This is a genomic window from Veillonella parvula, from assembly GCF_018366295.1.
GTDB lineage: Bacteria > Bacillota > Negativicutes > Veillonellales > Veillonellaceae > Veillonella > Veillonella parvula_P.
Window position 1 is genome coordinate 246,524 of sequence record NZ_JAGZIJ010000001.1, and the last position, 22,241, is coordinate 268,764.

Consider the following 22,241-nt stretch of genomic DNA (forward strand, 5'->3'; position numbering starts at 1 on the left):
ATAAACAACTACTAAATTTATGAGATACTTACTTTATTTGCCAGTTCTAAATAACATTGCTTCAGAAATATGATGTGGTTCTACTTTTGGATTTTCTTCTAAATCAGCAATTGTACGAGCCACCTTTAATATGCGATCAAAAGCTCGCCCACTTAAATGAAAATGGTCAAATATATTGCCTAAAACACTCCAAGCCTTATCTGTAATATTGCATAGTTCACTAATTGCCTTATGAGGAACTGCTCCATTCGAATTAAAGTCAAAACCTTCATATCGTTTCTGTTGCATAGCAGTGGCCATGATAACTTGTTGTCTCATACTTTCACTCGTCATATTTGAAGATGATGTATCTAACAGCTGTTCAAGGGTCGGTCTCTCAACGGGAATATGCAAATCAATACGATCCATAATCGGCCCTGATAACCGTTGCTGATAGTTTTTAACCATCGTTTCTGTACAGACACATTCCTTATGAGGATCATGGTAATACCCACAAGGACAAGGATTGGCCGCAAGAATACAAATAAAATTAGCTGGATATATATAATTTCCTTGAGACCGATTTATAGTAATCGTTCTAGACTCTAAAGGCTGTCGTAATGCATCGATTACTTGGTGTTGAAACTCAGGCGCTTCATCCATAAATAATACACCTCCGTGAGCTAATGTTACCTCTCCAGGACGTCCCTGAATTCCTCCACCGACTATACTAGCCAAAGTAGCCGTATGATGAGGATGTCTAAAAGGTCTAGATGTAACTAGCCCATTATCGCCCAGCAAACCTATTACATCTTGTATACGACTCACTTCAACAATTTCATTCCAAGTCATAGGAGGCAATATGGTCGGCAATCGTTCTGCCATCATCGTTTTACCCCCACCTGGAGGCCCTATCATAATACAATGATGATGACCTGCAGCACTAATGAGCATGGCTCGTTTGCCTAACTCTTGACCTTGTACATCGCCAAAATCAACTGTATATAGTTGATTAGTCTTTATAGTTATACTTTCATCCGTAACAGACGTATCAACACAATTATTACTAATCATAGTTACTTGTGATTTACTGATTGTATATAGATTTTCATTGCTTCCGGTTAATGGCATAGACTCTAAAGACCCTGGAATTGATTTATTGGCATTGTGTTTATTTACTTTTTCTTTTTTGATACTTATTTGTTTATTTTTATCAACTACCTTTGGCTTAATTTGTTCCTCTAAAATAGTAATAATTTCTTGTAGTGATGATCCACCATATATGGTTAAATTAGGAATAGACTGTAGCACTTTACCATTTGCAATACTTGTATAAACTGTTGAATAGTTAGCATCTAATCCTGCTAGCGACATAGCTAAAGTCCCAAAGGTTGGTAATAGCGAACCATCTAACGCTAACTCTCCCATAAACAAACTCTTATCAAATAAAGCCGAAATCTTTGCTTTACGCCCCTTTATCTGTCCTGATGCAAGCAGAACCCCTAAAGCGATAGCTAAATCGAGTCCAGCGCTACTTTTACGAATTGTAGCCGGAGCTAAATTGACTACGATGCGTCTCATTGGAAATTCGTATCCACTATTTTTAATGGCCGCTCGTACCCGTTCACGAGCCTCTTTAACCGATTGATTAGGTAGTCCAACGATATCAAAAACTGGCAAACCTTGTGATATATCGACCTCTACAGTAATGATGCATCCATCAATGCCGTGTAAGGTGGCTCCATATAATTTTGCGTACATAAACTGACCTCACTAAAAGCACTGTGGTAAATAATGAATAGAACTTTGAAAGTCTTCGTGTAAATACACCTCTATTACATCAAAGGATATTTCCTTCCAACGGCGCTTTTTTTGATTTAGATCATATAGAAACAACATGGCAGCTCGTTTAATATGCTTTTGTTTTTTCTTGGTAACTGCCTCACGTGCTAGTCCATGTTGCATACCTCGGCGAGCTTTAATCTCTATAAAATGATAGACTAAATCACGTTTAGCAATGATGTCGATTTCCCCTAATCGGGTTCGATAATTTATATCTACTACAATAAGTCCCATTTTTTCAATATAGTTAGTAGCTACTCGTTCTCCCCATTTGCCTAGTTCTTTTGAATCGAGTTCATTAAATGCTTTACCAGTACTAATCGTTTTCATATATACCTCCTAATAAGGTGTATCTGCAACAATAACTCATAGAATTTTAATATCTATACTATATTAATCTTTCAACAGGTAATACTTACTTGTAGCGTAAATTATGGAGGTAACAAAAGTAAATACAAAAGAGGTTCCTAATAGTCACATAGGTGACCAATAGGAACCTCTTTACGGATATAAACTATATGCAATTTATAATGATAATACGAATAAAACTAATACGACTATAGGACTGAACTTAATAGTCGAATCATAAAATAAATCTATTACCCATATATAAATAACTAAGATTTACTCAGATTTAACCCAACGCACAATAGATTTAATAGGCTCAAAGCTCTTACGATGAAGCGGTGTTACCCCTTGTTGCTCGATAGCTTCTTTATGTAATTCCGTATAGTAACCTTTATGAATACCAAAGCCATAGCCAGGGAACTCATCATCAAGGCTCTTCATATATCGATCTCGCGTAACCTTTGCAATGATAGATGCAGCAGCAATATTAGAGCTTTTGCTATCACCTTTAATGATGGATTCAACGGGAATCCTCAAATCAGGCAATTTCATAGCATCGGCTACTACTGCTTCAGCTGGTACGCTGAGCGTACGAATAGCCTCATACATCGCTTGTCGCGTTGCTTCATAAATATTGAGTTCATCAATCTTTTCTGGACCGTAGGAAATACAGCTAACAGCAACGGCTTCGTCCATGATGATATCATAGAGTGCTTCCCGTTTTTCCTCTGTTAGTTTTTTAGAGTCATTGAGCCCCGGAATTAATGTCATAGGTGGCAAGATAACAGCAGCTACCGTAACAGGCCCCGCAATAGGCCCACGCCCCACTTCATCAACGCCAGCCACATGATAGATACCTTGATCATAGAACATGCCTTCATAGTCATACATACCCATGAGGCGTTGCTGTTCTTTTAACTCTTTTTCTTGACGCTTAATATAAGAAGCAGCTAATTTCTGTACAGAACTACGAGTATCCTCTTGAGCAAAAGACAAAATCTCTAAGGCTTGTTCAGTTTCAAAAAGAGCTTTAATATCTGCTACTTTTAACTTAGAAAATATATCCTTATCCATTATGACTCTCCTCACCATCTGCAGGGTAGTACGGTTCTTCATCAACTTGATCGAGAGTAATTGTACCTAACTTAGTATTGCGGTAGTCTTGCAAGATAATACGGCGAGCCTTGTCAAAATCTACAATGCCACCACTTACAAGACAACCTCGACGACGCCCGATGCTTTCAAGAATCGTATCAACATCGGTCATCTCTTCTTCCTTTAATTTATAACGCTCTACCAAAATATTTGGCGTGTTCGTCAATAAGTAATTTAATAGCTGTTTTATAACATGCTCTAAATCATAAACATCATCGGAAATGGCACCTGTCATAGCGAGGCGAGCCGCTGCACGTTGGTCCCCTAATTTTGGCCATAATACACCTGGTGTATCAAGCAATTCAAGATTTTTACCGATTTTAACCCACTGTTGACCACGTGTATGACCTGCCTTATTAGCTGTACGCGTTGCAGCAGAACCAGCTAAAGAGTTAATCAATGTAGATTTACCAACATTAGGAATGCCTAAGATGATAGTCCTAACAGAACGACTGCGAATACCTTTCGCTACCCAACGATCAATGATAGGTTTACTTAGACGTTCTACGGTAGATAATAATTTTTTATTGCCTTTGCCAGATTTAGAATCGATAGCCAATACTGTAATGCCTTGTTTAGTAAAGAATTCAGTCCATTCCTTTGTGGATTTAGGATCAGCTAAGTCAACTTTATTTAACAGTACAATATGTGGTTTTTGACCAACGAGTTCAAGGATTACAGGATTCGCACTAGAGCGAGGAATACGCGCATCTAATAACTCGATAACAACATCTACCTTCTTGATGTACTCTGTAATCATACGAGTAGCTTTCGCCATATGCCCAGGGAACCAATGTACGATAGGTGAATCTGCCATTTTATATCCTTTCTACATACTTTATATACATCTCATAGAGATACTTAGTATATTTTATATTTATCTTTTTACAGCTCTATATTCCTCTATTATAACTCTTTAATTCATAGAATAATAAAATAGAACTATTCATATCTAATCTTAGCAAAAATAAAAGGCTGCCAACGGCAGCCTTTTATGAACATTAGCGTTTTTCGCGAATACGAGCAGCTTTACCAGTAAGGTTACGTAAGTAGTACAATTTAGCACGACGAACAACACCACGACGCATAACTTCGATTTTAGCTAAACGTGGGCTGTGAAGTGGGAATGTACGTTCTACACCTACACCGGATGCAATACGACGAACTGTAAAAGTTTCACGTACGCCACCGTTTTGACGTTTGATTACCAAACCTTCGAACACTTGGATACGTTCACGAGTACCTTCCACTACTTTTACGTGTACGCGAACTGTGTCACCAGCGCGGAAAGTAGGGATGTCTGTACGAAGTTGTTCTTGTTCAAGTACGTTAATAATGTTCATTGTTTCCTCCTGTTTGCAGACATTCAATACCTACACCTTATAGGCAGCGGACTGTCTCAAATTAACAGCAATATAGTATCATAAATCACGTACTGTTAGCAAGTATTTTCTATATTATTTTAATAATCCAAATATTTACGTATTATTTACGCATAATTGGTCGTTTTAACTTACCTAATAAGCGGTATAAATTCTCCTGTTCTTCATCCGATAAATCAGAGAACATTACATTAAGAAATTCGTTATATGTATGTAAAAGAGTTTTGCCTAACCGTTTCCCCTCATATGTTAAAGTAACTACAGATATACGTTTATCCATATAATCAATATGTTTTGTAACATATCCCAATTCAATGAGAATATCTGTCTGCTCCGACACAGTAGCGGGACGCATATTTAGAGCATCTACTAACTGCTTCTGTGATGCTCCTTGAGAACGCATATATAATTCAATAATAATTCTATCACGAGACTTTTCTTTGCCGCTTGGCACCTTACATAAGGCTTTATATAATTCATCATGATTCATAATCATCTATCTCCTCATACAACTTTGTATATTATAAAGTATTCTCCATAGTCTCTAAAAATCCTGCATAAAATTTGCATATTCTTCGTAAAAGCAAAAAAGAGGTACGCACGGTACCTCTTCTCCTGTATATCATTGTAAAAAATTTAACTTTTACTGAAATATGTTATTTTAATGCGCTAATATCGCCGATAATGGCCATTACACTGTATGCTAAACGAACGAGTTGTAAACGGTTAGCTTTAATTGCTTCATCTTTATCCATAACCATTACATCTTCAAAGAATTTGTTGATGGCTGGAACTAAAGTAGCTGGAACTGCCACAACTGCATCATAATCGCCAGCTTCCCAAGCAGCACTACTCGCTTCAGATGCTTTAGTAGCAGCTTCAAACAATGCTTTTTCAGCATCTTCTTTCAACAAATCGCTATTAACACCAGTATATTCCACATCTTTTACAAGATTGTACATACGAGTATAAGCTTGAACAAGTTCAACGTTTTCATCGATGCGGTTAGCTAACAATGCATTTACAAGACCTTCAGCATCAGCAACGGACAATTCGTTGTTGGACAACAACAAGTCAATTACATGATGAGGAACTTCGCGATCAAGGAAGATATTTTTCAAACGAAGTGTGAAGAATTCTTCTACTTGACCAAGCAATTCGTCTTGTTTTTCAGCTGGCACATTAAGTAATTCCAGAGATGCTTTGAAAATTGGACGCAAGCTGATATTCCACTCACTACCAAGTAAGATGTTCAATATACCAATAGTTTGACGACGCAATGCATATGGATCTTGAGAGCCTGTAGGAATTAAACCACGGCTGAAAGTAGCAACGATGTTATCTACTTTATCGATAATGGACAATACTTTACCTGCTTCAGTTTGAGGCAATACATCACCTGCAAAACGTGGTAAATATTGTTCGAAAATAGCTTCTGCTACTTCAGGAGATTCACCATCAAGTAAAGCGTATTCTTTACCCATTACACCTTGTAATTCAGTGAACTCTGTAACCATACCTGTTGTAAGGTCAGTTTTAGCGAGCTCTGTAGCACGTTCTAACACAACAGCTGCATCTTCATGTAAACCACATTCTTCACCAAATACACGGCCCAATTTAAGTAAACGTTCAGTTTTATCCGCTAAGTTACCAAGACCTTCTTGGAATACAATTTTAGTTAAACCATCTTGACGGTCGATAAGAGGTTTCTTGCGGTCTTCGTTAAAGAAAAATTTAGCATCATCAAGACGTGCACGCAATACACGTTCATTACCAGCTTGAACCACTTCGATAGAATGATCGGAGCCGTTACGAACTGTTAAGAACATTGGCAACAATTTGCCGTCTTGGTCAACCAATGGGAAGTAGCGTTGATGGTCTTTCATAGGTGTAATGATAGCTGCATCTGGAAGTGCCAAGTAGGATTCTTCGAATCCACCACACAATGCTGTAGGCCATTCAACAAGATAGTTAATTTCTTCTAACAAATCATCATCCCAAACGATGGATGCATTTTTAGAAGCTGCAATGTCATGTAATTGTTTGGAAATCAATTCACGACGTGCGTCTTGATCAACCATAACAAAGTTTTCTTTTAATGTGTCTACATAGGATGATGCATTTTTGATAGTGATTTCATCAGCACCTAAGAATCGATGACCACGTGTTACATTACCAGATTTAACAGTAGCAAATTCTACAGGAATTACTTCTTCATCAAGTAAAGCTACAAGCCAACGTACAGGACGTACGAACTTAGCATCTAAATTACCCCAATGCATGGATTTAGGGAAGTTAAGACCTGTAATCAATTGTGGCAACATGTCTGTGACGATATCTTTTGCAGGTACGCCTGCAGTTTTAGTTTCAGCGTAAATATAGCCGTCTTCTACAACGAGATCAGCTACATCAAGACCTTTACCACGAGCAAAGCCGATAGCTGCTTTTGTTGCATTGCCATCAGCATCATAGGCGATGGATGCAGAAGGACCTTTATGACGTTCGCTGATTTCAGCAGATGTATCAGCAAGACCTTTCACGATAAGAGCCAAACGACGTGGTGTGCCGTATGTTGCGATGCTTTCAAAAGGAAGATGGGCATCATTTAATTTTGTTTCAGCCAATTGTTTCAATTGACCTAAGATATTTGGCATAAAGCCGGCAGGAATTTCTTCTGCACCGATTTCAAATAATAAATCTTTTGCCATCTTATTTATCTCCTTTCAAAAGTGGGAAACCTAATTCTTCGCGTTTAGCAAGGTATTGTTGTGCACAAATACGAGCCAATGCACGTACGCGGCCGATGAAAGCAGTACGTTCGCTGATGGAAATAGCACCACGGGAATCAAGCAAGTTGAATGTGTGGGAACATTTCAATACATAGTCATAAGCTGGTAATACATAACCTGCTTCACAAACGCGTTTTGCTTCTGCTTCGTACATATCAAACAATTTAAAGAGCATATCTGTATCAGCTAATTCAAAGTTGTAAACAGACTGTTCAACTTCGTTAGCATGCCAAACGTCACCGTATGTAACGTTTTCATTCCATTTAAGGTCATATACGTTTTCTACGCCTTGAATGTACATAGCCAAACGTTCTAAACCGTATGTAATTTCTACGGAAACTGGTTTACAGTCGATGGAACCAACTTGTTGGAAATATGTGAATTGAGTTACTTCCATACCATCGAGCCATACTTCCCAACCAAGGCCCCAAGCGCCCAATGTTGGAGATTCCCAGTTATCCTCTACGAAACGGATATCGTGATCTTCAGCATGAATACCAAGAGTTGCCAAGGATTGTAAGTACAATTCTTGGATATTATCTGGAGATGGTTTCACGATAACTTGGAATTGATGATGTTGGAACAAACGATTAGGGTTATCACCATAACGACCGTCTGCTGGACGACGAGAAGGCTCTACATAACATACAGCCCATGGTTCAGGACCAATAGCATGCAAGAATGTAGCAGGGTTCATTGTGCCTGCGCCCTTTTCGATGTCATATGGATTTTGAACGATACAACCTTGATCGCTCCAGAATTTTTGTAGATTTAAAATAATCTCTTGAAATGTCATTGCTGCCTCCACTTTACACAACCGACATAAAATCAACCATTTCGTTACAAACAAAAAAGTCCCTGTAACGAAAAACGTTACAGGGACGAGTATACCCGCGGTTCCACCCTATTTGGCTTGCGCCCTCTTTTTTCTATGTTGGCCTTTACTAACAGATACCTGCGTTCCTGCCAATGCTCTACAGCGCCTTCAACCAAATGTGAGCTTACACCATCCTCACTCGCTAGAGAGGTTTACTACTCTGCTTCATCGCATATATTATAGACAATATTGTAGCAATACAGAGGGATGAATGTCAACACAAGTAAATATATCAACTATATAAGAATGAAATCAAAGATTATTAATAAAACTAATGATTAACATTCTATTACTCGATTTCTTTATAATGTATCAACGAATCAATATCTCTTTCTAAATCTTTTTTCTTCACTAAGCTAAAATCTAAACAATCGATAGCTATATCCATAAATGCAAAGTTAATAGTAAACTCATAGCCTACTGCTGTAGCATAACCTTTATCAACATGTCTATTTTTTATAACACCTCTTGATCGAACGTCTTTAGTCTCTATAGAAATATCTTGAATAAAAAGACTAGATTTACCAGTTTTAAATCTAGGTAAAAAAAGTGTGTTCATTAAATCATTATCTATATTAATTTGAGTACAATACTTAAATTCTAGATAAAATGTCTCTGCCACTAAAACAGCTCTATTACCTAAATCAGTAACTAAAAAGTCCAACATTTGTTCATCAGCATACTGCAATGAAATTAATTCAGATTCTATAATTTGTATTTTATCCATAAATATCCTCAAAAACTTTAACTATTATCTATCAAAATATAAGAAAATATTTTTAATCAAATAAAATATAAAAAATATCAACTTAAAATAATCATTATTGTAAGATTAATATTACAAGTTATTTAATCGCTCAAGTATAAAGATCTCTTTTCTATAAAAATACCTAAAATCAGGAGACTTACCAATCCAAAAATTACTAACTCTATAACGAAGACTATAATTATTTTCAGAGGTAATATTTCTACTATTTTATCTCCAGATTAGAACTCAATATATTATTACACTAAATATATATCCCATAAATATACTCCATAAATATAAATATTAAAGCAAATACTAATACAGCTAAGACAAATAATGCTAAGAAAGTACGAGTCAGAATCCATCCTCTTTTTTCATACTCCGTTAGTGTTCCAGCTTTATTTTTACGCCATAAGATATAAGTACCTACCATACCTATTCCAAGCATAAATAGTGCATTAAAGTCCTCAATGAATTTAGGCAAACCAAAATACGATTCTATTAAAATACTGATTAAGAAATAGTTGCCAATTAGTGTTAAAATTGTAACCTTCCGAGTACCCCAAGATTTAATCATATAATAATTAAAACTTAAAAGTAAAAATATATTTACTATTTGTTTTTCCACACGTTTCCCCCTGAGGAAATATTCTAGCCATAAAAAATGTATTCTAATAACATAATTTAGTTAATGCAATACAATCCATAAAATAAACATAACTACAATTATATATATAATTTTCAATTACATAGAGAATAAGATAGCCATTAAAAATAACAATATTGTAAAAAAAGAAAATAGGTAATAAGTCCTTTTATTGTCACTATTTTTATAAATTAGTGAAAACAGGTATGTACTAAATGATAGCAATAAAAACTCAATTAGGTATTTAAATTCTTTATTTATAGTATCCAAGAACTTTAAATCCGTAAACATTACAAATAAAAATATGCCAAAACTAATCAATCTATATTTTTCATTTATGTCTTCATTAGATCTTCGGATATATTGAATTACACTATAGGCAAATGCTAAAAATAAGGATATAGTAGCAAAATAATATATAAAGTTCATTGATTTAATTACTCCTCATTTTTACTTCTTCATCCTCCAGAATATTTTCACATGGCTTATTTAGTAAATATACTATCCTCTTTATAAAAGAATCTAATACGATATAACAAATATATAAGCCCTAAAATTGTTACTATCTCGAACATAATTTATTCTCCAAATTAATTTAAGAGCATACTTACCTTAAATTAGTATGATCTAGTAACCCAAGTATCACAATCATATCGTGGTTTTGAGTCCTTCTTAGTTATCTCAGATATAATCTTTCTTTCATCTTCTGAAAATTGATCAATACTGTCTAAAATTATAAGTTCATCCCCATATGCTTTTTGCAAATACTGTAAATTACTATCTGCTGGAGATTCAAATGTTTTACTAAAGCCTTTATGATTTGGAATAATTCGTACTGTTCCATAGGGTAATACGTTAACAACAACTATACCGAAATCACCATTAGAATATATATAGGGAAAATCTGTAGCAAAACCAGTCATATTTTTATTGAGCCCTGTTTGTTTGCCATAATCTACAAGAGAGTTTATAAATATTTGATATTCGTATATTCTAATTCCAACAAAAAGTAGAATAATTACTAGTAACGATAAAACTACTGTACAAGTTATCTTTATAAGCTTTCTAATGGGCATAAAAACTCCTTAATTCTTCTGAGGTAAATACAAAAGGTATATTAGTAACTTTATTTTATAAGGTTGCTTCAATCCTAATTATACTAATTTACAAGTTTTGCTCTAAAGCTAATAAATCTACATTATTATATACTAAAGTCAATAACTTATAGTTTTGATCTATTGAAAATTTTCCTTTAAGGCCACCTGCATCAACAAATGAGTAGGTATTATCATTAATTTTATAGAATTCACTTTCTAAGGGTACAAAATATTTATCTAATGCTAGACCAACTTTCTCTGCCTCTTTTTCAGAGCACTGTAAAGTTTCTTGTACGCGTTTAAAGAATGGTTTGTGTACATTTTCTATTCTGTCTTCTATTGTTTTATTAACTTTCTTATAAGTCTTATATCTATAAATTAGATACAAGATGGCTAGTAGTAAAGCAATATTCTCTTTCATAATCGCCTCTAACATATACTAAATATACTTATATAATATATAAGAACATAGACTTAAATGAATCATTATAGTTATATAAATAAATTGTAAACCACCTACCAAAGATAATCAATTTATCTTCGATAGGTGGTTTATTTTATTCACCCTTAGCAATACGATCTAAGAGTTCAATATAGCTTTGTTTATTTAAGGCTGGTGTAAAGTGGTCTAATACATCTTTAGCGCCCGCTGCATCATCGTATAGTAAGTCTACAATAGTCATAGCCAAGGCTTGTGCTGTTTTAATGTACGCTACATCAGGTACAGAGATTTCATATTCCGCACTGTGTAGTACACCACTGATACAACCAACCCATGGATGGATGACCGGCATTAAGTGAGATACGTCCCCCATGTCTGTACTAGCTGTTATATGTGGGCCTTGGTATACATTGGCTTCACCAAAGATAGGGTTTGAATTTTCTCGTAATAGAGCATTCATACGTTCATCATTACGCATCGGTAAATAGCCTGGTAGGTCATTGATAACACATGTTGCCCCTACTGCATCCCCACCAGCTTTTAAGGCTCTGTTAACACGATGGTTACCATCTACAATAGCTTCAATATTAGAAGCACGCACGTAACTTTCAACTTGAACATAATCAGGCACACAGTTTACCAATGTACCGCCTTGATTAATGATGGGATGGAATCTGAAATAATCGCTTTCTTTGAAAGTTTCACGAATGGAGTTAACCCCCATAACGCCCATCAAAGCAGCATTAAGAGCATTGATGCCTTCATGAGGTGCCTGAGCCGCATGAGCTACCTTACCGTGATATTCAATCAGCTTAGATACAAAACCATTAGAGGTACTACCAAGCCCCATTTCACCAGCTGGAGTTTTGGCTGTCTCCACATGCATTTGCATAGCCATATCGATATCGTCAAAAGCACCTTCATAGATGAGCTGTTGCTTGCCACCCATATACTTAAGTTTGCCTTGCTCACGCAATTTATTGCGGTAATCAATCTCAATCATTTCCTCTGCCGGAACAGCAAATAGCACAACATCGCCTGCTAATTCGTCCATCACTGCTTGTAGGCCTATAGCTACGGCAAACATATTAGTAATTTGCACATTATGACCACAGCAATGAGCAGCCCCTGTTAAATCATCGGCACGAGGATGGCGAGGACAGAGAATGGCATCTAATTCCCCAACCATGGCAACCGTATATTTACTATCTCGGCCTTTCATTCTACCTTTTACACCTGTCAGTGCATGACCTGTAGTATAAGAAATGCCAAGTTCATCAAACATAGCTTGAACCTTTTTAGATGTTTTCACCTCTTTAAAACCTAGCTCAGGTTCAGCCATAATAGATTCTGCTAATTCTCGTAAACGCGGTTGTGCATCAACAATAGCTTTACAAACACGTTGTTTTACTTCTTCCTTTGTCATACGGCTCATAATATCTCCTTTATAAAATCGACCGTATAAAATACGGTCGATCATGGAATCATAATGTATAGATATCTTATAAAATATAAATCTATATGTATATCTTAACATAGTTTAGACATCTAACATTATGATTTAGTATTAAATTAAACCTTCTAAATGAAGTACTAATTGTGCTAATGCTGTTGCACAGATGAAAGTACCTGCTGTTACAGCTAGTGCAACAGGAATAATACGCCAAGATAATCGACGGAATGCACCAAGGTCTTTACCTAAGGATAAACCTGCATAAGCAAGTACAGGTGTTGTTGTTGCAAGGAATGTAACTTGGCTAGTTTTAGCAATAATCCATTCTTGGCCAGGCATACCAGGTAAGGATGCAATAACACCAACTAAAGATACCCAGAATACCATAGGCAATTTATTAGCATATGGCAAGTTAGAGATCAAAGCGCCAATTGTAGCAAGGACTGCCAAGATAGCTACGCCAACTAAACTATCACTAAATAGATGTTTGCCATCCATTACATTACCTACTGCAGTGATGATAGCAGCAATACAGATAACGATGACAAATTGTGTTAATTTTTCGCTTTTACTCATGACTTGCTGCCTCCTCTGCTAAATCTTGTTCACGGGTACGACCTGTAAAGAAGTTGTATGTTTTTTCCATAACAGGTAAAGAAACAAATAGACCAAAGTATACGCCTAGAACGGTAGTTAACAAGTTTGCAGCCCCAGCAAGAGCCATAATTTGTTGTTCATAATCTGGATATACTGCAATGATCGGAGCTGTAGCAGCAGCCATCATACTAGCACTACCTACGCCAGCGCCCATAGCCAATGCCAATGGATGGAACCAACCAGATTGTGCCAACATCCCCGCCAATACTGAAGACCACATAGCGCCAATAAGAACGCCACAAATGTACATGCCCATAACACCACGGCCCTCAGGAGAGCTAAAGCCAAATTTGTCGATAATAATCGCTACGTTCGGCTCACGGTCTACAGAGTAACAAGCACCTACTGCTTCACGACGCATACCAACTAATAAAGCTACAGGTAAACCAAATACAATAGTACCAAAGAAATGACCAAGCTCTTGTAATAACAATGCCCAGCCAGCACTTGTAAGAATACCAAGATTTGGACCGATACCTAAACCGACTTTTACCATCAAGATCATAACGGCGATACCGATATAATCAGCAGATTTTTCCATCTGTTTAATGGTTAGGATTTTAAACTTAGGAATAGAAATTAATAAACCTAGAATCAATGTGTACAATAATGGCAATAATACAACAGGACCTAGTTTTTTTATGCCTATAAATTCAGCGACTACAGTTAGTACGAGCGCTAGAAAATGTATTTTGAGATTTCCCAAAAGCTGCATAATGACCTCCTATAAAAACATATAATATAACATTATTATATTATAAATAATTATTATTTATAGTGTCAATTACAGATGTACATTTGTCTATTTGAATTATTCTTTTCCAATAATATAAAGACCCTGTTCAGCATCAACTACCTCAATGATAATATTTTCTATCATTGATGGTTTTACTTTATGAAATCTTTGTTCTTCTTCATCATAATAAATGGCCCATTCAGATATAGATGCCGGAATACTGTCACTATCATAATCCTTCCCTCTCCAAATAGCATCATCTCTAAAATAACTTAGTCCATCTTTTACTAATTCTGTATCTAAACAAAATTCACCAGCTAAGCTAACATGATTATCTAATAGAAGATCTCTAACAATGATGGCTTCATATTCCCAACTTAGAAAACATAAATAATCAAAGTATCTAAGTGCTATCTTGTAATCCCAACGATTGTTTAAGACCATCGTTTGATATAATTTATTTACTAACTCATAATCAGAAAATATATAATAATAGTCGTTAGTTAAAAGAAAATTATATATCTGTTGAATTTCTTGTAGTTCTAACGTTTTATCTTCATTTATTTTGTCTATAGGCAACGAAGAAAATATTGTATCCATATAGTACCTCATAATATATTTCAACAAAAGGCAGTTTGATTTCTCAAACTGCCTTTTTACTGTCATTAAATTATGGAATTTAAAAACTTTACGCTTTGCAACGGTTTACCTATTTCTTGTTCACAATATGCAAATAGTAGCTTTTCAAGTTCCTTCCAAATTGTTTTGGGAAATTCTAAAGGCGTATCTTCACCCCACTGGTAAGCTAGAATCTGAGGTAATGCGGCTTTCACAGAACGAGAAATGCTAAGATTTGTTGTTTCTTTCACCTGCATCCAGAATGGCTCGATTCCGTCTTGATGGTTAAAAGCATTAGCACTAGGGACAACCCCTGCGAGAGATAATAGTTGCCATCCAAGCATTATCGTTCCCAATTGTACATTGCGGCGCCGAATTTGTTTGGAATAGTTTACAACAGTATCAAAGACCTTGCGATCTACGTCATACATGGCAAATAACTCTTGAATGAGCTCACTCGCTACCGCTGCATAAGCAATATTATCGAGGTTTACATCTAAGGATTCCACCACATAGGAGCCATCAATTTGCGTAACATTTACATATTCTCCATCGGGTACAACTGTAATATACATGGCACTAAATGGACGTAAATAGGAGCTGTTGCGCATCGTCATCATTCGCTTATGTGGAATCGATGCTTTAATAAGTCCCAAGCTAGGCGTAATAAACGTAAATACGGAATACAACTTATACTTTTTTCGACTTATGACGATGGCTGGCGTATTAAAACCACCATTAAGCTTCTTCATTTTCTTCTTCCGTTGGTTCCTCTACTGGTATAGGTGTTACTTTAATGCGAGAGATACGATATCCTTGCATTTGAGTAACTTCAAAGGTGTAACCATGAGCATCCACCGTATCACCTACGATTGGTGTACGTTCTAATAAACCAAAGACATAGCCACCTATTGTATCAGAATCAGAATTATCAATTTCAATATTCATAATTTCTTCTACTTCGTCTACGAGGACCTTGCCATCAAACTCGAAGGAACCATCTGCATAGGACATCGTAGCTGGTAAATGCGGCTCATGCTCGTCTTGTATATCTCCAACTAGCTCTTCTATAATATCTTCTAAGCCTACAAGACCTACCATGCCACCATATTCATCTACTACTACAGCTAGATATATACGGCGCGTTCTCATATATTGCAACAAGGTAGATAATTTCATTACCTCTGGAACAGTAAGAATATCTCGTTTAATATTGCGCAAATCCTTACGGGCTTGATTAGGGCGTTCCATTAAATCTTTAATGTGAACGAGGCCAATAATGTGGTCCTTATCCTCTACACAGAGTGGATAACGTGTATGTACTTTAGAGCGAATAACCTTCATCGCTTCATCGTAACCATCTTCAACGAATACGCAGTCTACGTCTTGACGAGGCACCATAACCTCTTTCGCCATGCGATCTACGAAGTTAAAGACATTATCGATTAACTCAGACTCTACTTGGTCCAATTGCCCTTCCTCGTGGCTTCGAGAAATCATCATGCGAATTTCTTCCTCTGAGTACACAAGGTCAAGCTCTGTTAAATATTTTGTTTTGTAAAAGCCTAAAATAACATTGGAGATTTTACTAGCAATCCAAATAAATGGATACACCAATTTACCTGCAGCCACGACGATACGGCTATAGGTATTTACATATTTTGTAGGGAAGGATAAGCCCAATGCTTTAGGTACAATTTCACCAAAAATTAGGACGATTAAGCTAATTAATAGTAATAGAATAATATCTAACACTAAATGCATCCAAGTACTATGAATATTAAGAACCGCCACTATACGATCAACAATATTATCGAATACAAAAGTACCTGTGCCTGCAAGGGCCAAAATAAAGAATAGAATCAAAAACTGTGTAGTATTTAAAAAATACTCAGGATTTTGATAAAGCTTTAATAAAAATTCTCTATCCTTCTCCAAGAGGATGTCCATATCCTCTACATGTTCTTTACGAAGGCGTGCAAAGGAGAACTTAGCAACCACAAAAAAGTTAATTAAAAAAATACATAACAGACCAAACCCTATGGGTAACAGGCCATCTACACTATCCATCTTTATTCCTTTCATATGAATATGGAAACACTTATTTTTTTTTATTATATCAAATTATTTTCTATAACCAAGTTCAGATAACATACCAGATTTATTTCTCCAATCTTTTTTTACTTTAACCCAAAGGTCCAAGTACACCTTTGTAGCTAATAGCTTTTGAATATCTGCGCGCGCTTCAGCACCAAGTTGTTTTAATAAAGCACCTTTTTTACCGATGATAATACCCTTTTGAGAGTCTCTTTCACAGTAGATTGTAGCACGGATATAGGTAGTACTGTCATCACGTGTTTTCATTTCATCTACGTCTACAGCGATAGCATGAGGAATCTCATCTCGTGTAGCTAACAAGATTTTTTCACGAATGATATCGGAAATAATAAGGCGTTCCGGTTGATCCGTAATCATATCCTCCGGAAAATATTGTGGACCTTCCGGCAAGGTTTCCTCTAGAACCTTAAGAATTTCAGATAAGTTCTCTTTATCTTTTGCTGAAATAGGAATTACACCTGCAAAAGGATATGCATCTTGATAAGAAACGATTGCTTCTAAAAGCTCTTCTTTTTTGAGTGTATCAATTTTGTTGACTACCAAAAATACAGGAACCTTTACACGTTTCAATTGTTCAATAATAAAATTATCCCCAGGACCACGTTTTTCATTGCCTGCTACGACAAATAAAACAGCTTCCGTTTCTTTTAAGGACTCAATAGCAGCATCTACCATGAATTCGCCTAACTTGTGCTTAGGTTTATGCACACCAGGTGTATCCATAAATACGATTTGTTTGGATTCATCCGTATATACGCAGATGATACGGTTGCGTGTTGTTTGAGCCTTATCGGATACGATAGCAATCTTATCGCCAATAAGAGCGTTGATTAAGGTAGATTTACCCACATTAGGGCGTCCTACAACGGCAACAAAGCCTGATTTAAAATGTTCGTTCTTATTCATTATATGGTGCATCCTCCCGCACATAACCCAGATTACCTAGGATAAATTCTTCCTCTGTGCGCATCTCTTTTTTATCTTCGTCGTTCATATGGTCATAGCCTAAAATATGTAAGCAACTGTGAGTCGTTAAATATGCTAATTCCCGTTCAAAACTATGTCCATATTCAATAGCTTGTTCACGAGTACGCTCTAAGGAAATAATCATATCACCAAGTAAGTGATGTTCCTCTTCACTACCTTCGTAATCATCCCCTTCATTGAGGGCAAAGGACAATACATCCGTTGGTCTATCGATGCCTCGATATTCCTTATTAAGCTCGTGAATTTTAGCATTATTGCAGAGTAAAATACTCATTTCATCTTCGTCGAGGCCATATACGCGACTCACTTCATCGCAGACCTTGCGTATAACAGCCTCAATATTGGAATCCTCTTGAATTCCTTCATCATAGCTAATGTGTATATACATGCTTATCCTTTCGCTACATTCTCTTTGGATACTGCGTTAGATTCTGTAGTCTCACCAGCTAACTTACGTTCGTGATATGCATCGTAAGCTTTTACAATGCGACCTACTAAATCGTGACGAACAACGTCTTGATCGCTAAAGTAAACCATATTAATACCAGGCACATGACGCAATACCTTTTCAGCCTCGCCCAGACCAGACACAACACGTGGAGGTAAGTCAATTTGTGTCTTATCACCGTTGACTACCATTTTAGAATTGTTACCTAGACGAGTTAGGAACATTTTCATCTGCTCTGCCGTCGTATTTTGAGCCTCATCGAGAATGACAAAGGCATTTTCCAATGTACGGCCACGCATATACGCTAGTGGTGCTACCTCGATAGTACCACGTTCCATAAAGCGTTGTACTTGCTCGATACCAAACATTTCATGTAATGCATCATAAAGAGGTCTCAAATATGGATCAACCTTGTCTTGTAATTCACCAGGTAGGAAGCCTAACCGTTCACCTGCCTCTACAGCAGGGCGTGTCAAAATAATTTTATCTACATTGCGGTTTTTTAAATAGAATGCAGCTAAAGCTACTGCTAGGAATGTTTTACCTGTACCAGCAGGACCAATACCAAAAGTAATAGTATTTTTTCGGATACTATCTACATAGTATTTTTGACCTTCCGTTTTAGGCGTAATATTTTTACCGCGCATATTAACGGATAAGGTATCCTCAAACATAGTATGTACGGCATCAGCTTTACCATTGGCCACGAGTTTGGCTGCAATACGCACTTGAGACTCAGTTATGGTACTACCTTCACGGTAAAGGAATACTAATTCTTCAAGGGTACGATAAAGAGCTTCTACTTGTTTTTCATCGCCCTTTATAACTACCGTATCACCACGTGCCACTACATCTGCAGAGATGACTTCAAGCATCATATGCAGATATCGATTATGTTGACCTAGTATGGATTGTGCTAGGTCATATGTAGGAAATGTAAATACTTGTTCGCTCATACAACCTCCTAATCTATAAATTTACGAACTGCTTTACCATTTAGGTAATCGCAGAGATCACCTTGATTAGCATCTAGTTCGTCTAGTTTATCATCAATTAAATCTTGTACGCGCCACCAACCCATGGACCAGTTTGTAAAAAGTGTATTATCTTCAGGCGCTCTCCCTACAAGACGCTGTAAAACAATATCAGGGTGTAAATGACGTACAAAATTAACAACCCGATCAGCATATTCTTCCGCACTAATTAGGGTAAACTGACCCTCTTGATACCACTTGGCCATCAATGTATTTTTAACAATATATAACGCATGTAATTTAACTTGATCTACACCAAGGGCTGACAAAATGCGAGCCCCTTCAATAGTATCCTTCATGGTATCCCATGGTAAATTAACTATCATATGAGTAGTTATGTTAAATCCATATCGCTTAATCCGTAATACGGCATCAATAAACTGGGCTAAATCATGACCACGATTAATTTTCTCTAATGTATCATAGTTAACCGTTTGAAGACCTAGCTCAATATAGATATCCTTATGAAAGCGATCCCTAATATCAGCTAATATTTCAAGATATTCATCAGCAATACAATCGGGTCTTGTTGCAATAGCAATGCCCACGGCTTCATCGATACAACCTTGTTCAATATAGCTTTTAAAATCATCAAGATTCAAGTAGGTATTACTAAAGTTTTGGTAATAAGGGATGAACTTCTTTGCTTTATATTTAGGGCCTATGTGAGCAATATTTTCCTCTAATTGCATGCGTACCGTCATCCACGCTGGACGATTTTCATAGCCTGCACCAATTTCACCGCAGAATGTACATCCCCCTACGCCTGCCGAACCATCACGGTTAGGACAGGTCAAGGGTAGTGCTACAGGTAATTTATAAACCTTTTCCCCATATGTTTCTTTATAATATTTAGATACCATGCGGTATCGTTTTGGTCTCGTTGTATCGGTCATAACACTCCTATTAAACTAACCAATCATCGCTTATTATGTAATATTTCAACTATCATAAATTCTCTAATCTTTTGATTATATAAAATTAGATAAACTATTTTTATATTACTAACAAGCCTCTATTTCAGGACGTATAAAAGGTTTTACCTCTTTATTTACGTCGATTACAACTGTAAAAGGTACATTTGGTACATTCTCTATACCTAACACTTTAGCCGTGTCCTTAGACATAGGCATTTCTACATATTGTTGGCGAATTTTGCGCCACTCTTTAAATGTATAGTTTGGAATATATTGAGATGCAATTTCTTCATTGCGCCAGAATGCTTCCCCTTCTTGTAAAAGTTCTTTTGTCTGCTTCGGTAAACCAACGGCTTCACTGCGAACCTTACCGCGATAACTAACGAGTGTATCATATTGTAATAATTCGGCAGCCACTGTATCGCCTTTAGCTAGAAAGAAATTGTACAAAAACTCAATTTGATCAATATCTTTTAAATTAATCTTATGATTACCCGCATCGAGCCAAGCCTGTGTCATGTCACAGAAATAGGAAAAGGCATCTTTTTTTATCTCCACTTTAGATGGATCGTACTTTTTCATAGGTGGTACATGATTAGTTTCTGTATTTTCCCCAGTTATAGATGTATCAGTATGTTCTTTTATAAGCTTACTACCAATATAGCCAAACACAGTTCTAAATCGTTCACTATTATAAAAGCGTTCAAAGACATCTTCAAAGTGTTTTAAGAAGCGTATATCTCTATAAGGAAGCACGTGAGTACTTAATACCTCATATGGCGCTAAGGGATCACTAATGTATTGATACTCTTCCATACGGCGTACACCAGAACCCTTTAACAGTTTTAAAAAACCAATTTGTAACGCATGTGGCTGTAAACTAAAAAGATCATTAAAGGATAATCCAAATCGTTGTTTATTCTCGTAAGGCAGTCCTACAATTAAATCCATGTGCACATGAGTTCGGCCTGCTTCAATAATAGGACGAATAGCCTTTTGAATATACGGCCAATCATTATATCGATTAATAGCATCCAAGGTTTTCTTATGTGTACTTTGAACCCCTACCTCGATTTGAATACGACCTAGAGGTGTTTCACAGAGAATATTTGTTTCCCATTCCGTCATTAGTTCTGGTTCCATTTCTAGATGGAAATTCGTCTCTGTATCAGCATCGCGTATAAATTCCATCAATGGACGATGATGCTTCGGTGCACAGTTGAAGGTTCTATCAACAAATTTAACTTGTTTTACCTTATGATCGATAAACCACTGTAGTTCTTTAAAAGTTCTTTCTTGCGGGAAAAAACGAACTGTATTCTTATTCCCAGATAAGCAGTACTGACAAGAGAATGGGCACCCTCGAGAGGATTCATAGTAGATGATTTTATGTTCTAAATCTATCATATCCTCTTCTATATATGGGAATGGTATAGTACTCAGATCTTTTACCTCCACCGTATCAGTAGAGCCCAGGAGTCGGCCAGAAATGTGGCGACCACGTACGCCAGGAATCTGCTCTTCTAAGCCATCCTTGCCAGCGATTAGTGCACTAATAAGTTGATAAAAAGCTTCTTCCCCCTCACCTTGTACGACATAGTCCACAGCAGCACAACGATTTAAGATTTCATCGGCTGTGAAAGACACCTCCGGCCCACCTAAAATAATTTTAATATCTGGTCGCACAGCTTTCACCATGTCTACTACATGTAAAGTCATCTCAATATTCCAGATATAGCAAGCAAAGCCCAATACATCTATATTACGCTCTGTAATATCGCTAAGAATATGTAAAACAGGCATATTAATAGTATATTCTACTATATCGTATGCCTGTCCGTGAGCCTGCCCATACGCTTTGAGATAACGCAAAGCCAAGGAAGAATGTATAAATTTTGAGTTTAATGTGGATAAAACTACGTTCATAGGTCCCCTTTAAATCATCGAATGGCTCAGCCACCGTCTAGT

The 22,241-nt window shown here is 36.5% G+C and carries 23 protein-coding genes; all 23 read right to left on the minus strand.

Annotated elements, in window-relative coordinates:
- Positions 1-33: 33 nt before the first annotated feature.
- A complete protein-coding gene (locus KHY58_RS01210; RefSeq protein ID WP_278471599.1) occupies positions 34-1,740 on the minus strand; it encodes a YifB family Mg chelatase-like AAA ATPase in 1,707 nt (568 codons plus the stop codon).
- Between the two features lie 12 nt (positions 1,741-1,752).
- Positions 1,753-2,151 carry a YraN family protein gene (locus KHY58_RS01215; RefSeq protein ID WP_101928298.1) on the minus strand — a complete coding sequence of 133 codons (399 nt, stop codon included), beginning with the start codon at positions 2,149-2,151 and terminating at the stop codon, positions 1,753-1,755.
- 294 nt (positions 2,152-2,445) lie between these two features.
- The gene (locus KHY58_RS01220; RefSeq protein ID WP_101928299.1) at positions 2,446-3,243 is read right to left on the minus strand and encodes a ribonuclease HII; all 798 of its coding nucleotides are present in this window, start codon (positions 3,241-3,243) and stop codon (positions 2,446-2,448) included.
- On the minus strand, positions 3,236-4,141 hold the full coding sequence (ylqF, locus tag KHY58_RS01225) for a ribosome biogenesis GTPase YlqF (RefSeq protein WP_101928300.1): 906 nt from the start codon (positions 4,139-4,141) through the stop codon (positions 3,236-3,238). Before ylqF ends, KHY58_RS01220 begins: the two co-directional genes overlap by 8 nt.
- 184 nt (positions 4,142-4,325) lie before the next feature.
- Complete coding sequence (rplS, locus tag KHY58_RS01230; RefSeq protein ID WP_004695921.1) at positions 4,326-4,667, minus strand: 50S ribosomal protein L19; 342 nt, start codon at positions 4,665-4,667, stop codon at positions 4,326-4,328.
- Positions 4,668-4,809: 142 nt separating this feature from the next.
- Positions 4,810-5,196 carry a MarR family winged helix-turn-helix transcriptional regulator gene (locus tag KHY58_RS01235; protein WP_101928418.1) on the minus strand — a complete coding sequence of 129 codons (387 nt, stop codon included), beginning with the start codon at positions 5,194-5,196 and terminating at the stop codon, positions 4,810-4,812.
- A 166-nt stretch (positions 5,197-5,362) separates the two neighbouring features.
- Positions 5,363-7,414, minus strand: a complete 2,052-nt coding sequence (gene glyS, locus KHY58_RS01240) for a glycine--tRNA ligase subunit beta (RefSeq protein ID WP_278471601.1) — start codon at positions 7,412-7,414, stop codon at positions 5,363-5,365.
- Position 7,415: 1 nt separating this feature from the next.
- On the minus strand, positions 7,416-8,291 hold the full coding sequence (gene glyQ / locus KHY58_RS01245; protein ID WP_039969172.1) for a glycine--tRNA ligase subunit alpha: 876 nt from the start codon (positions 8,289-8,291) through the stop codon (positions 7,416-7,418).
- A 370-nt stretch (positions 8,292-8,661) separates the two neighbouring features.
- Positions 8,662-9,099 carry a hypothetical protein gene (locus tag KHY58_RS01250; RefSeq protein WP_101928302.1) on the minus strand — a complete coding sequence of 146 codons (438 nt, stop codon included), beginning with the start codon at positions 9,097-9,099 and terminating at the stop codon, positions 8,662-8,664.
- 283 nt (positions 9,100-9,382) lie between these two features.
- Positions 9,383-9,748 carry a hypothetical protein gene (locus KHY58_RS01255; protein WP_257876752.1) on the minus strand — a complete coding sequence of 122 codons (366 nt, stop codon included), beginning with the start codon at positions 9,746-9,748 and terminating at the stop codon, positions 9,383-9,385.
- Between the two features lie 635 nt (positions 9,749-10,383).
- Positions 10,384-10,842: a hypothetical protein gene (locus tag KHY58_RS01260; RefSeq protein WP_257876753.1), complete on the minus strand. Its 459-nt coding sequence runs from the start codon at positions 10,840-10,842 to the stop codon at positions 10,384-10,386.
- Positions 10,843-10,930: 88 nt separating this feature from the next.
- A complete protein-coding gene (locus KHY58_RS01265; protein ID WP_257876754.1) occupies positions 10,931-11,284 on the minus strand; it encodes a hypothetical protein in 354 nt (117 codons plus the stop codon).
- A gap of 136 nt (positions 11,285-11,420) precedes the next feature.
- Complete coding sequence (locus KHY58_RS01270; protein ID WP_101928305.1) at positions 11,421-12,740, minus strand: amidohydrolase; 1,320 nt, start codon at positions 12,738-12,740, stop codon at positions 11,421-11,423.
- Positions 12,741-12,872: 132 nt separating this feature from the next.
- Complete coding sequence (locus KHY58_RS01275; RefSeq protein ID WP_004695934.1) at positions 12,873-13,334, minus strand: hypothetical protein; 462 nt, start codon at positions 13,332-13,334, stop codon at positions 12,873-12,875.
- On the minus strand, positions 13,327-14,130 hold the full coding sequence (locus KHY58_RS01280; protein WP_118091262.1) for a DUF3100 domain-containing protein: 804 nt from the start codon (positions 14,128-14,130) through the stop codon (positions 13,327-13,329). The genes KHY58_RS01275 and KHY58_RS01280 overlap by 8 nt, the downstream gene beginning before the upstream one ends.
- Before the next feature lie 96 nt (positions 14,131-14,226).
- Positions 14,227-14,751: a hypothetical protein gene (locus tag KHY58_RS01285; protein ID WP_101928308.1), complete on the minus strand. Its 525-nt coding sequence runs from the start codon at positions 14,749-14,751 to the stop codon at positions 14,227-14,229.
- A 65-nt stretch (positions 14,752-14,816) separates the two neighbouring features.
- On the minus strand, positions 14,817-15,521 hold the full coding sequence (gene recO, locus KHY58_RS01290; protein WP_278471604.1) for a DNA repair protein RecO: 705 nt from the start codon (positions 15,519-15,521) through the stop codon (positions 14,817-14,819).
- Positions 15,508-16,839: a hemolysin family protein gene (locus KHY58_RS01295; RefSeq protein ID WP_004695947.1), complete on the minus strand. Its 1,332-nt coding sequence runs from the start codon at positions 16,837-16,839 to the stop codon at positions 15,508-15,510. Before KHY58_RS01295 ends, recO begins: the two co-directional genes overlap by 14 nt.
- A gap of 54 nt (positions 16,840-16,893) precedes the next feature.
- Complete coding sequence (gene era / locus KHY58_RS01300; RefSeq protein ID WP_024061833.1) at positions 16,894-17,793, minus strand: GTPase Era; 900 nt, start codon at positions 17,791-17,793, stop codon at positions 16,894-16,896.
- Positions 17,786-18,262 carry an rRNA maturation RNase YbeY gene (gene ybeY / locus KHY58_RS01305; protein WP_008714003.1) on the minus strand — a complete coding sequence of 159 codons (477 nt, stop codon included), beginning with the start codon at positions 18,260-18,262 and terminating at the stop codon, positions 17,786-17,788. Before ybeY ends, era begins: the two co-directional genes overlap by 8 nt.
- A gap of 2 nt (positions 18,263-18,264) precedes the next feature.
- Positions 18,265-19,278: a PhoH family protein gene (locus KHY58_RS01310; RefSeq protein WP_024061834.1), complete on the minus strand. Its 1,014-nt coding sequence runs from the start codon at positions 19,276-19,278 to the stop codon at positions 18,265-18,267.
- An 8-nt stretch (positions 19,279-19,286) separates the two neighbouring features.
- Positions 19,287-20,252, minus strand: coding sequence for a TIGR01212 family radical SAM protein (locus KHY58_RS01315; RefSeq protein WP_024061835.1), 966 nt, complete (start codon positions 20,250-20,252; stop codon positions 19,287-19,289).
- 108 nt (positions 20,253-20,360) lie between these two features.
- Entirely contained in the window at positions 20,361-22,199 is a 1,839-nt protein-coding gene (locus KHY58_RS01320; RefSeq protein WP_278471606.1) for a B12-binding domain-containing radical SAM protein, read from the minus strand.
- Positions 22,200-22,241: the final 42 nt, after the last annotated feature.